The following is a 13215-nucleotide window of genomic DNA, read 5'->3' on the forward strand; positions in this document are numbered from 1 at the left end:
TTTCTCCTATTGGTAATTTAAATTTTCTGTCCATGGAAAGGGAAGTGGAAATACCGTATCTATTAACTCATCCAATTTCCCTCCATCTATACTTTTTTTATCTTCTTTTTTCTCAAAAATTAATTCGAGGAGTTCCCTATGAGATTGTATTTCCAATTTTTCTGATCCTAAACTCAGTTGATATTTACCATTTTTTTCCATAACTTGTAATTTTTCTATCTCTTCATCTATACAGTATTGTTTAAAATATGGCTTTAACTCCTCCATGAGGCCCACAAAGTCTACTATCTTTAGAACTCCCGAAAGATACTCCTCTTCTCCTCGGTATCCTGCAGGAGCTACTTCTCCATGAGGTAGAATATAATCAATTTTATCCACTCCTAATTGATTTCCTAGAAGAGCCAGAGCATCAAATATTTCACTCTTGTCTCCGACAGCTTCCTTTACTACTATTCTTTCAGGTATTTTTTTCAGGATTATATATCCCCTTAGACCATCTTTATCTTCCAGTACATATCTTTTATACGATGTATTTCCAAAGGGAAAGGTTCCTGAATCTATAAGAGTTTCAAAATCTCTACCCAGCCTTAAATACCTGGTCCCTTGAGAATTATAGATCTTCTTTATAGGTAAAATATCCTCTTCCCTATACTCTCTAACAATAAACTTTAAAGTCGGAAGACCAGCAGAAATTTTGTATCTCCTGCAATTTTTTACCTCACTGGCTCCCCAGTTTTTATACAAACTTCTCGTGCTGGATATAAGGCATAGATTTACTCCTATCTCCTTCATTCTATTTTCCACATCTTTTAAAACTTTTGAAGAATATCCCCTTCCCCTATAATTAGGATGGGTACATACAGCCCCTATAGATCCTGCCGATATGGGTATTCCCTCTATCAAGATCTTTTGAGGGAGGAAATTTACAATAGAGATTATATCTTTATCATCTTTTATTATCCTCATATTTTCCCTATTTTCAGATAAAAGCAGCAACGGGAATTCCTTCTCCATTGTGTGAGGAAGATCTCCCCTGCCGGTCCTGAATACACAATTTATAAGATCGATTACCTCTTCCACCTCATTTTTTTCGGTTCCTCTTACCTCTATAGTTTCTATCCCTTTAATCCTGATAGTGCCACCCCCTCTTCAAACTGTCTCTGAAGGAGGATATAAAATAGAAATGAAGGTAAAAATGTCATAGTAGCTCCCGCCATGACCAACCCGTAATTAACAGTATACTGGGCATTCATACTGGCCATCCCCACTGTAAGGGTTCTCATAGGATCTGATGTAGTAGCTATAAGAGGCCACAAAAATTCATTCCAAGCCCCTATAAATGTGAATATTGAAAGAGCTATTATTGCCGGTTTTATAAGCGGCAGCACTATCTCCATAAATATTTTAAATTCTGAGCATCCATCTATTCTGGCAGAGTCCATGAGATCTCTCGGTACCTTTAAGATACTCTGTCTCATTATGAATACTCCCACAGCAGTTGGAAGAGGAAGTATTAACGCCATATAAGTATTTAACCACCCTAGATGCCTCATTATTACATAGAGAGGCAGGAGAGTTACCTGGGAAGGTACAATAAGAGTTAATAACATAAAGAAAAATATCTTTTCCCTCCCCTTAAACTCTAATTTTGCAAAGGCATACCCTGCCATAGAACTAAATATCACATTTAAAACTACTCCGCTCAGGGAAATAAATAAACTATTTAGAAAATATCTAATAAAATTTGTGTTATAAAAAATCTCTTTATAATTTCTCAATGTCAAATCGTCTAGAGCAAACTTAAAATTATAAGCCGTATAAGTTACCCTTAGAGATGTCATAAACATATAGAGAAATGGAATTATCATAAAGCTGGAGATTAATATTAAAATCAGCCTGCCTAATTGTTTTTTCATCCTTTCCTCCTAATAAACTTCTGATTTATCTTTCTTTAAAAATCTTTTCTGAACTATCGCTGCAAGAGCCGAAAAGAAAAGTAATATATTGGCGATTGTCATAGCATACCCTGCATTTAAATTTTTAAATGCATTGTTATATATATGGAGGACAAGGGTCATAGAAGAATTTCCAGGCCCTCCTCCTGTCAATGTATAGATTAGATCAAAGGTCTGAAGTGACCAAACCATACCTAAAAAAACTACCATAATTGTCGTAGGTTTTAATAATGGAAGAGTTATATGATAAAAAACACTCCACCTACCTGCTCCATCTACCTTGGCAGCCTCTGTATAATTTTTAGGGATTTCCATCAACCCGGCGATATATAGGATCATAAAGTAACCTGTATTCTTCCATACTGTTATTCCCATAAGAACAAATAACACTATAGACGAATCTCCTAACCAGTTAGGTTGTGTTATATTTAATATATTAAGGATCATATTAAGGGGAGAACTTTCTCCATTTAATAGTATTCTCCATACAATACTTACTAATACCATAGATGAGATTACAGGAACAAACATAGCTCCCTTTACAAATTCTGTCAATCTGCTTTTCCCTCTGCTTACCAGCCAGCTAGCCATAAATAAAGAAAATATAGTTTGAGCAGGAACTACTCCCAATGTAAATAAAAAAGTATTTTTCAGAGATGCCTTAAAAGTTTTATCTAAAAGAAGATCTTTATAATTTGAAAGGCCTACAAATCCTGGCGCCTTTATGATGTTATAGTCTGTAAAACTAAAATATATTGAAAGAAAAATAGGAATCACATAAAAAGTAAACAGTAGGAGGCTGAGGGGCCCTATAAAACCATAGGGCTTTCCTTTACCTGCTAACCTTTTTATGCAAAATCTTTTCTTAGGTTGTTCATTACTTAAAAGAATTTCTACGTTTTGCATATCCAGCTCCTTATTATTTAGCTAATAATCTATTAGAATACTCTGCTGCTTCATCTAAAGATTCCTTAGCACTTTTTTCTCCAGCCATCATCATTTGAAGCTGTTTCCAAAGATATTCATATATCTCTACTCCATGAGGTCCTACTACAAGTGGTCTATATACTCCTTCTTGAGTTTCGATCATCTTTTGTAATCTTGGGTCTCCTTGATATGGCTCTCCCTTAGCAATAGGTGCTCTTGGGTGATGTTTATGGAATTTAGTCATAGATTCAGTACTTAACATATGTTCGATTAATCCAAAAGCTAATTCTTTATCTTTAGCACCTGACATAAGTACTAATTGATCTACTGATGCAAAAGTTCCTTTATCTTCATCTTCAAGGGAAAGAATTATTCCATAGTTTAAATCAGGAAATGATTTATCTAAGATCTCTCCTGCTGCTGAAGATAAATATATAGAAAATAGTGATTTTCCAGGACCAAATGTTGTTTGTAACATCTCTTTATTAGTTTGTGCCATATAGTATGAAGGCAATACATCATATTTAAATTTTAAGTCTTTTAAGAATTTAGCAGTTTTTACTCCAGCTTCATTATTAAATTTTACAGATTTTAAATCATCATTGAATATGTCTCCACCTGCCTGCCAAAGGAATCCATACCAGTTCCAGTTAAGATCTCCAAAATAAGGTGCTCCCCATCCTTGAGAGAATCCCCATTGATCTGCTTTTCCGTCTTTATTTGTATCTTGAGTTGCTTTTACTGCACATCTTATAAAATCTTCCCATGTAACAGGAACATCTTCACCTATAGATGCAAGGATATCTTTATTATAGTAAATAACTGCAGGGTTAGCTGCTTCTATCCCAAGTCCATACATCCCCCCCATCATCTTTCCATGTTTGATGTATATATAATTTTCATAGTCTTCCTTTGTAAGGTAAGGTGTAAGATCTTCAACTGCTCCCATTTCTATAAATTGTGGGAACATTTCAGCATACATATACCCGATATCCGGACCTTGTCCTGAAGCTATTCCAGCAGCATATTTTTCAGAATAATTTTCCCATGGAATAATCTCTAATTCTACATCTACATTATTTGCTTCTCCATATTCTTTCATGATTGGTCCCCATACAGCTTGATCATTTTCTCCGATAGGTGGTAACCATACAACTAATTTTTCCTTCTTCTCCTTCTTCCCCCAAAAAGCCATGGCCTCTGTACTTGTTACTGCAGTCAATAAAACTATCGACAATATTAACGCTAATATTTTTTTCATTTTTTCCTCCCTATTTTTTGTTTTATGTAAAAAGATAATATATTTACTCTATTTATGAATATTTAAAGCAACCACTCTCTTTTTAGATACAGATAGTTCTTTCTTTCACTTTATTTTTATTTCACATTCCTCTCCTTTTCTTATTACCTGTTTATTTTAAGGCACAAACAGGTAACGAGAAAAAGGCTAATGCCTGATTCATTTTCTATATTTAATCTTAAAATATTTATTGTTATATGAAATATTCTGAATTATTTGAAGATATGGCTCTTATCACTCAAGATTTATAAATTTAATCTATCCTGGCAACATCCTTCCAGAATCAACTGAGGCTTGAAAGTTATGGATAAATTTTTAAAATTAATAATTTATCAGAATTGCTTTAAAATACAATAGTTAGCATTGACAAAGTTTATTAAATTTTAATATCTAATTCAATAACACCCTTCTAAAATCAACTGAGGTTTGAAAAAATGAATGAAATTTAAAATTAATAATTTATATTTTTATGATAACTTTGAATTTAATGCATAACAAGTGACCCCCTGGTTTACCAGAGAGGATATATTTTTGCATTAAAAAATATGGCATAAATAACCAGTATAATTTAATAGTTTAATATGCATTCAAATTAAATTTTCTTCGTTTTTTACAATGATTGTTAGTTGGAACAGAGTTGTTCCGAAAGTAATTATTTTAGGAATAGATAAAGTATTAAGGTCATAATATCTCGTTAATATCTTTATTTATATCCACAATAATTCTAAAATGGATTGGAAGTTAAAGAGTGAATTGGAATAAATGTTTATCATATTGAAATAGTTAGCACTACCTAATATATCCTTTTTTCAGATTCTAAAAGTTCCATTATAACTTCATCCAGAAGTTTATCAGCTACTCAGGCTCAATTAAATCTTAATTTAAACATAATTCCTCTCCTTTAAAAATTTATTTACATAACTTATACCACTTTTTGCTTGATTTATCAATTAAAAAATGAAATTCACTTGAATTATTGCTCTATTTAGTTCTTAAATCCACTCATTATGATCAATTAAAAAGCAAAGTAACATTATACACAAGCAACATTCTATATTTGTAAAATAAACTATAAGAATAAAAATAGTGCCCATCAGGGCACCATTTTTATTCTTGATATTCCACCCTGTTTCTTCCATTTTTTTTTGCTCTATACAATAAATTATCGACTCTTCCCAGGATTAAATCTAGAGTATCATTGGGTGTGTTTTTTATAACTCCCATGCTAACTGTAATTATAGTATCGTATTCCCACGTCATTTTTTCTATAGTCTGTCTCAGTCTGTCTGCAATTATAATCCCCTCTCTTAACTTTGTATTAGGTAATAAGATTAAGAATTCTTCCCCACCGTACCTACCGAATATATCTGTAGTTTTTATGTTATTTGATATAGCCTTAGATATGTCTTTTAAAACTGTATCTCCAAATAGATGGCCATAGGTATCATTTATTTTTTTAAATTTATCTAGATCAAACATAATTAAAGAAAAATTCAAATTAAAGTTTTTTGACTGTTCTATTTCTTTTTCAATTAAATCTATGATGGCTCTCCTATTATAGCATCCTGTCAACGGATCTGTTTCAGAGATATATTTCAAGTTATTTTCTCTTTTTATTACCTCATAATTCATTTTTTTTATGGCACTATTGATAAAACTTAATTCATTTTTTTCATCTATTACCTCAGTTAATTTATCTATATTTTTACTATAGTTCCCTTGAGAAATACTGTCGATAACACAAGATAATTGATTTAAAGAGCTGTCAAAATTTTTACTTAGAACAGATAAAACAATGAGAATAAAAACTATAGTCAATATAACTATACCAATGATGTAGAATCTCAACCTTAAAATTGTATTATTTATATCTTTTTCATCGACACTTCCAATTAGGAGAATATCCAAATCTTTGATTTTTTTTATATGGTACAGTTTTTTACCCATAGGAGTCTTTTTTATAATTTTAAAATGATCCCTTGAAAATAAGTTCATTTTTGAAATATAATCAAAATTTTTCTTGTTGTCTCCTCCATCTACTAAAATTTTATTATTTTTATCCACTATGAAAAATGATCCTGTATTCTCAATTTTAAATTTTGAAATTTCATTCCCTATATAAGACAAATCAATCATCGCTAACAACACGCCTATTATTTCACCATCTAATTCAATTTTTTTAGACAGAGTTACTATTGGATTCCCTGTCCCTGCATGGATAAAAACTTTCGATAGATAGGTTCCTTTAGAATTAAGAGCCCCTCTATACCACGGCCTTGTTGTTGGGTCATAATTAGGTGGTAAATTTTGATCCTCCGCCAGATTATCAAATATCATTTTTTTATCAGAACTTCCAAAGGCTATAAATTTTATAGCCTTTTTTTCCTCTGCCAGATTCTGCATATGATAAGTCATATGTTTAAGTCTATACTTATCATTTATTTGAAAGTTTAAAGAGGTTAACCCTTCATGCTCTTCGTTATATGTATCTGCTACATGTTCAATAGTTTCTCCGATAGAATTGATTTTATTTTGAATAGACTGCTCTATGTTTTGACTGATTAAGTCCATTTTTTGACTTTGTACTTCCTTCATTTCCCCAGAAAATATAAAAAATGTAATTACAGAAATGATCAATATAGGTATTGTTGCTGTAAAAAAAGTTAATGTAAAAATTTTTCTTTTAAGACTCATCTAACCACCCCTCATTGTTAGGATTTATTCGCTAAAATCATATTTTTCCTTTTTTTTTTAGTATGCTATACTTATAAATATAAAAAATTCAAATTAAATGAAAAACTATAAAAAAGGAGATATATCAATGAAAAAAAATATACTATTAGGAATTACTGGAGGTATTGCAGCCTATAAGTCTGCTAATATCTGTTCTCTTTTAAAGAAAAATGGATACAATGTAAAGGTCATAATGACCAAAAATGCTACTGAAATAATTACCCCTCTTACCTTGGAAACTCTCTCTAAAAACAGAGTAGCCATTGACATGTGGGCAGAAAAATCAAACATAGATGTGGAACACATAAACTTAGCTGACTGGGCTGATTTAGTTTTAATAGCTCCTGCTACCTATAACATCATTGGAAAGGTTGCAAATGGTATCGCTGATGATATGCTCTCTACTGTAATCTCTGCATCTTGTGCTCCTACTTATTTTGCCCTGGCTATGAATGTAAATATGTATAACAATCCTATCCTAAAAGATAATATTAAAAAATTAGAAGGATATGGATACAACTTTATCGATGCAGATTCAGGCCAGCTTGCCTGTGACTGGGTTGCCAAAGGGAGACTCAAGAAGGAAGTCGATATAGTCGATATAGTAAATAACTATTTTGAATCTTTAGAAAGGGAAAGGTTTTTAGAGGGAAAAAATATCTTGATTACTGCCGGTCCTACTGAAGAAGCTATCGACCCTATCAGGTATCTGAGTAACCGATCTACAGGTAAGATGGGTTATGCCCTGGCAGCTGCAGGTGCTCAATTAGGAGCTAACGTTACCTTGGTCAGCGGACCTACTAATCTTGAAGTTCCAAATGGTGTAGAATTTATATCTGCAAAGAGTGCTATCGATATGTATGAGGCTGTCTTTAGTAAGTTTGAAAATATGGATATTGCCATTGGCTGTGCAGCTGTTGCAGATTATAGGATAAAGGAGTATTCATCTTCTAAAATCAAAAAAAATGATGGAGATCTAGTTTTTGAATTAACTAGAAACCCTGATATTCTAATGGAAATGGGTAAGAGAAAAAAAGAACAAACTCTTATTGGATTTGCTGCTGAATCAGATAACCTAATTGAAAATGCCATGAAAAAATTAGAGAAAAAAAATCTAAATCTAATAGTTGCTAATTCCACCAATGCTTTTGGAAATGACAGCAATGAAGTATTTTTCATTGACAAGGAAAAAAATATTTTAGAAATTCCACAAATGAAAAAAGATGACCTTGCATTTAAAATTTTAGAGACATTAAAATAATTTAATAAACTTAAGATTTAAATTGACTAATTCCTAATTATGGACTATACTCATATAAATATCGAATTAATTAGGAGGATTTTAATGAAAAAATTATTAATATTATTAGCAGCTCTATCACTTGTAGCATGTAGCAGTAATGAGCCAAAGGAAGAAAAGGTTGAAACTACACCTGTAGTTACTGAGGTTGTTGTTGAAGAGACTCCAGCAGTTGTTGAAGAAGAAGCTCCAGTTGTTGTTGAAGAGACTACTATGGAAGAAGAAGTTATTGTTGAAGATGTTCCAATGACAGAAGAAGCTCCTACTAGCTATACTGTTGTAGAGGGAGATAACTTATTCAGAATAGGATTAAAATACAATATGTCTTGGGAAAAATTAGCTGAAGAAAATAATATCTCTAATCCAGACGTTATTGAAGCTAGTCAAGTATTAACAATCCCTACAAAATAAACTTTTAATAGCCATCTATTGACTAAAATAAAAGATGATCTCTATATTAAGAGATCATCTTTTTTATTAACTTATACAAAGTTTTTATATAGTGATGTTACCTTCTTTCACTATTTTTTTAACTCTTTCTAGATCCTCCGCAGTATCAACTCCTACAATTTTATAGGGAGTTTCTAAAACTTTTATCCTATAACCATTTTCTAAAACTCTAAGCTGCTCCAGTGATTCAGAAATCTCTAAAGGTGTCTGATCCATCTGTGAATATTTGATAACAAAGTCTCTTCTATATCCATATATTCCTACATGTTTAAAGTAGTTTTTCATATCCAATTCCCTTGGATACGGAATAGGTGATCTAGAAAAATAAATTCCATAGTCATCTTTAGTTGTAACCACCTTTACATTGTTTGGATTTTCAACCTCTTCTAGAGTATCTATCCTATGTTTTAAAGTCGCCATACTTAATTCTGGTTCCTTTAAAAATGGAGTAATCAAAGCATTAATCATCTCTTTTTCTATAAGGGGTTCATCTCCCTGTACATTTATAATCACATCAAATTCACTATAAATTTCTGCAACTTCCGCTATTCTAGAGGTTCCGTTAGGATGATTCTCAGAGGTCATAACAACTTCCCCTCCAAAAGATTTTACTTTATCATATACAAGTTGATTATCCGTCGCTACAACAACCATATCTAAGTTCGATAAAAGGGTACGTTTATATACCCACTCAATCATAGAATGACCATCTATATCAGCTAAAGGTTTTCCTTCTAACCTCGTTGAAGCATATCGTGCCGGAATAACTCCTAAAAATTTCATATTTCCCTCCAATTATAATTTTTTATTAATTATACAATATAATTGCCTAAAAAAAAAGGAAGTTGATTTTATTTAGAGTATACTAATTAGCGATCTTTTATTTAGGGGAAATAAATTAACTGTTGATTTATTAAGAGTTAATATTTATAATGTAATAAATAAAGATATTTTAGTTAAATTAGTATTGTTTTGAAATAATAGGGCGGTGAAAAAATGAATAAAAATATATCCGAGGATATAGCTTTTTTTAATTTGTTAAAGGGATTAATTGCACCAAAATTAGGAAATGAAACATTGAATTATAGTATATCTATAAGTGATCTTTCCAATAAAATGGAAATAGACATTAAAATAATTTCTAAATTTTTAAGAAAATTACAAGAAAACGGGTTAGTTGAAGTATTAAAAGAGGTCGATGGAAATGTTTATCTCCATTTTGAAAAAACACATGATAAACTTTTAGAGATCATCTCTATCGATGCAGTAGAAGAAAAAATTTCTAATATGAGTGATTTTATAAAGAAAAAAATATCATACTTCAATGTTAACAATACAAATGAATATATCCAACGATATGCTCTTGAAATCAAAAATTTGATGGATCAAAATGGACCAAATGCCGATATAAGTGACATTATTTCTAAAGGGGTCAAAGATATATTAAGTGAAGAAAAAAATAGAACTTTATTAAATAAAACTATATTTGAAATTGCTAAAGAAGCTGATGAGGATGACTTAAAAAGTCTAGAAGAAATCATCTATTATAAATTAAATTTACCTGTAGAAGAGAATCCATTTTATGTAACCTTATTTTTAACAGCTATATCTTACAAAATTCAATATCTATAAGATTTTAGGGGCATACTTTATGCCCTTTTTATATGAGTATAAATAAACTTCGAAGATAAAATCTTAAATACAAAGTAATGCAGTGGGAATAAAGATCCACATAAACATAATGAAAAAAAGGAAACTGATAGGTCAAATAGAATAAATATCTGTATAGGGATAAAATAAATTAAAAAAGGATGATTTTATATGAAAAAAATAATATTGATATATATAATTATAAGTTTATGGAGCTATGGATATGATTATCCATATAAAGATCCATATTTAGCAACAGTGTTAGCCACTCCTACTAAAGATATGGCACCATTTAAAAATACAAGTTTCAAGGAGATAAAATTAAACTTAAAGAATGAAAAAGCACCGCCTAATCTGTGGTATTTAGATGGATTTAGATTTGGATTGATGGCTCAAGATCATGAAGCACCCCTGATATTTTTATTGGCTGGAACAGGGTCTAAATATAATTCTCCTAAGATGCTGACCATGAGCAGGATCCTATATCAAAATGGATTTAGTGTTATTATGCTCCCTACCAGCTTTGATTATAACTTTGTTATTTCTGCTTCGAAAACCCATGCTCCCGGTTTTTTAGAAAAAGACAGCAATGAGATATACGATATCATGGGTTTAGCTCTGGATAAAATAAAGGACAAGATTCAGTATAAGGAAACCTATGTTACCGGGTACAGTCTTGGAGGCACTGTTGCACTTGCAGTAGGAGAGATAGACAGTCGAAAAAAGCATTTCAACTTTAAGAGGATTATGTCTGTCAATCCAACAGTAAATTTATATGAATCTGCTAAAATTTTAGACCATCTACTGGATGATAATATGAAAACCGAAGAAGAATTAGATCGATTATTACAGAGGATAATTTTAGGTATAATGCAATATAGTGAGCAAAATGGAAAGATGAAGATAGATGAAGCTGCCATTTATGCCCTCTTTAAAGAATTAAATATGAATGATGAAGAGTTAAAGATTCTTATCGGCATTGCATTTAGATTTATAGCGATAGACATCAACTATATCAGTGATCTCATGACTAAAAGCGGAGTATACACAGATCCTGATAAAAAACTAACTAAATTCCAGAGTATGAGTGAGTACTACAGTGCTGTTAATTACAGTAACTTTCAAAATTACATAGACAGAATTGGATTTAAAACATATAAAAAACTAGATAAAACCCTTACTATGGAGAAAATGATAGAGAACAGCAGTCTAAAATCTATAGAAAGTTATCTAAAAGGGGCTCAAAATATTGCAGTAGTTACCAATGAAGATGAATTGATATTGACATCAGAAAATATAAATTATTTAAAGGAAACTATGGGCAGCAGGATAAAAGTTTATCCCTATGGGGGACACTGTGGAAATATGTTCTATAAGGATAATATAGTTTCTATGATAGATTACCTTAAAAGAGGTGAGTTAAAATGAAAAAAATACTTATTTTAGTAACTTTAATCTTTATAGGTTGCAGCAATGTAAAAGTAGAGGAAGACATTTCTTATAATAGAGGAGGAAAAATAGATGTAGCAGAGAAACCTAAACTTCATTTAAATGATGGGGAATCTAATATCATGGATGCATATGATCCATTTGAACCACTAAACAGAAGAATATATTATTTTAACTATCAATTCGATAACTGGGTAGCCTTACCTGTCTCTAATTCATATAAATTTTTCCTCCCGCAAACAATTAGAACTGGTGTAGGTAATTTTTTTAGCAATTTATATGAACCTATTAGTGCAATAAACGGAGTATTAATTTTAGATTATAAAACTGTATTTACAGGAATAGGAAGATTTTTTATAAATACCACAGTAGGAGTTGCTGGTTTATTTGATGTAGCAACCCTTGTAAAGATCCCTGAACACAAGGTTACTTTAAACGATACCCTGGCGATATATGGAGTAAAGGACGGTCCATATCTAATTCTTCCATTTTTGGGACCCAGCGACCTCAGGAATGCCAGTTCCCTGCTAACAACCTTTGTTTTAAGAGCTCCTCTCGATCCTACTAATGTTTATGGTGGTTCCGAAACCTTATGGAAAGACCTTTCCATCAAAGGATTAGAAGCAGTAGATGTTAGAAGTGAAGTTGACTTTCGATATTACAGCCTTGGAACTCCATTTGAATATGAATATGTTAGGCTCCTTTATTTAAGATCTATGGAGATAAGAAAAACAAACATTAAAAAAAATTAATCTTTTAAATTGACACCGACCGATAGGTAGGCTATAATGATTAAGTTATTGTAGGAGGGGAAGAATGAACAGCACAGAAAGGGAAATAATCAGAGTAGCACTGAGGATGGTCAGTGAAAAGGGATACGAATGGCTAAGTTTTCAGAAAGTTGCAGACGAGGTAGGGATTGCAAAATCCAGTATCTATCACTATTTTAAAAGGAAAGAAGATTTAGGAATTGCGATAATGGAACTGATAGAGCAAAGGGTACAAAAGAAAAAGGAGGAAATATTAACTTATGAAAGTGAAAAGGAAAAATTAGATGCCTTTTTAATAAAAGCGAATACAGAAGAAACATTATACTATGAGGTCATCGCAAAATTAAGTTTTGATTTTAACGGGTTACCCTTAAAACTTCAAAACAAAATAAGAGAGCATTCTATTAGAACTCATAAATTTGTCTTGGAAATATTAAAAAGAGGAACAGAAAAAAAAGAATTTAATATAACAAAGGATTTAGAAGAAACTACAACAGGAATAATTCTTATGAGTATTGGAGGCTATATTTACGGAAGAGTCTTTGATGATCTAGATTTAGATATCGGCAAGTATATCACTAACAGCATAACAGATTAAAATTAATTAATTTATAGGAAATTCAAATATTTCCCATATAATATAAATTAGAAAAATTATAAAAGGGGGCGAAAAAAAGTTAA

12 protein-coding genes are annotated in these 13215 nt (G+C 31.3%); 6 read left to right on the forward strand and 6 right to left on the reverse strand.

The genetic code is table 11. The features are described from left to right. Positions 1 to 6 precede the first annotated feature (6 nt). From K337_RS0108085 to K337_RS19560, 5 genes are all read right to left on the reverse strand, one after another. The gene (locus K337_RS0108085) at positions 7 to 1134 is read right to left on the reverse strand and encodes a GNAT family N-acetyltransferase (protein ID WP_084140822.1); all 1128 of its coding nucleotides are present in this window, start codon (positions 1132 to 1134) and stop codon (positions 7 to 9) included. Beyond that, complete coding sequence (locus tag K337_RS0108090) at positions 1116 to 1916, reverse strand: carbohydrate ABC transporter permease (protein ID WP_028856150.1); 801 nt, start codon at positions 1914 to 1916, stop codon at positions 1116 to 1118. The genes K337_RS0108085 and K337_RS0108090 overlap by 19 nt, the downstream gene beginning before the upstream one ends. Before the next feature lie 9 nt (positions 1917 to 1925). After that, positions 1926 to 2861: a carbohydrate ABC transporter permease gene (locus tag K337_RS0108095; RefSeq protein WP_028856151.1), complete on the reverse strand. Its 936-nt coding sequence runs from the start codon at positions 2859 to 2861 to the stop codon at positions 1926 to 1928. A gap of 13 nt (positions 2862 to 2874) precedes the next feature. Beyond that, entirely contained in the window at positions 2875 to 4143 is a 1269-nt protein-coding gene (locus K337_RS0108100) for an ABC transporter substrate-binding protein (protein WP_028856152.1), read from the reverse strand. A gap of 1146 nt (positions 4144 to 5289) precedes the next feature. Next, positions 5290 to 6876 (reverse strand): sensor domain-containing diguanylate cyclase, encoded by a 1587-nt coding sequence (locus tag K337_RS19560; protein WP_084140823.1) that lies wholly within the window; start codon positions 6874 to 6876, stop codon positions 5290 to 5292. 127 nt (positions 6877 to 7003) lie between these two features. Here K337_RS19560 and coaBC point away from each other — a divergent pair, with 127 nt between their 5' ends. Together coaBC and K337_RS18050 are read left to right on the forward strand one after the other, a co-directional pair. Continuing rightward, positions 7004 to 8176, forward strand: coding sequence for a bifunctional phosphopantothenoylcysteine decarboxylase/phosphopantothenate--cysteine ligase CoaBC (gene coaBC / locus K337_RS0108110; RefSeq protein WP_028856154.1), 1173 nt, complete (start codon positions 7004 to 7006; stop codon positions 8174 to 8176). Between the two features lie 84 nt (positions 8177 to 8260). Then, positions 8261 to 8626 carry a LysM peptidoglycan-binding domain-containing protein gene (locus K337_RS18050; protein WP_051251676.1) on the forward strand — a complete coding sequence of 122 codons (366 nt, stop codon included), beginning with the start codon at positions 8261 to 8263 and terminating at the stop codon, positions 8624 to 8626. A gap of 84 nt (positions 8627 to 8710) precedes the next feature. Here K337_RS18050 and kdsB read toward each other — a convergent pair whose 3' ends face one another. Continuing rightward, positions 8711 to 9448, reverse strand: coding sequence for a 3-deoxy-manno-octulosonate cytidylyltransferase (gene kdsB, locus K337_RS0108120; RefSeq protein ID WP_028856155.1), 738 nt, complete (start codon positions 9446 to 9448; stop codon positions 8711 to 8713). A 213-nt stretch (positions 9449 to 9661) separates the two neighbouring features. On the opposite strand from kdsB, the gene K337_RS0108125 reads away from it, so the two are divergent. The 4 genes from K337_RS0108125 (at position 9662) to K337_RS19165 (ending at position 13132) form a co-directional block, all read left to right on the forward strand. After that, on the forward strand, positions 9662 to 10297 hold the full coding sequence (locus tag K337_RS0108125) for a helix-turn-helix domain-containing protein (RefSeq protein WP_028856156.1): 636 nt from the start codon (positions 9662 to 9664) through the stop codon (positions 10295 to 10297). Between the two features lie 189 nt (positions 10298 to 10486). Then, positions 10487 to 11743 (forward strand): alpha/beta fold hydrolase family protein, encoded by a 1257-nt coding sequence (locus tag K337_RS0108130; protein WP_028856157.1) that lies wholly within the window; start codon positions 10487 to 10489, stop codon positions 11741 to 11743. After that, the gene (locus K337_RS0108135; RefSeq protein WP_028856158.1) at positions 11740 to 12516 is read left to right on the forward strand and encodes an MlaA family lipoprotein; all 777 of its coding nucleotides are present in this window, start codon (positions 11740 to 11742) and stop codon (positions 12514 to 12516) included. The genes K337_RS0108130 and K337_RS0108135 overlap by 4 nt, the downstream gene beginning before the upstream one ends. A gap of 64 nt (positions 12517 to 12580) precedes the next feature. Continuing rightward, a complete protein-coding gene (locus K337_RS19165; protein ID WP_028856159.1) occupies positions 12581 to 13132 on the forward strand; it encodes a TetR/AcrR family transcriptional regulator in 552 nt (183 codons plus the stop codon). Positions 13133 to 13215: the final 83 nt, after the last annotated feature.

It is taken from the genome of Psychrilyobacter atlanticus DSM 19335 (genome assembly GCF_000426625.1).
Taxonomy (GTDB): domain Bacteria; phylum Fusobacteriota; class Fusobacteriia; order Fusobacteriales; family Fusobacteriaceae; genus Psychrilyobacter; species Psychrilyobacter atlanticus.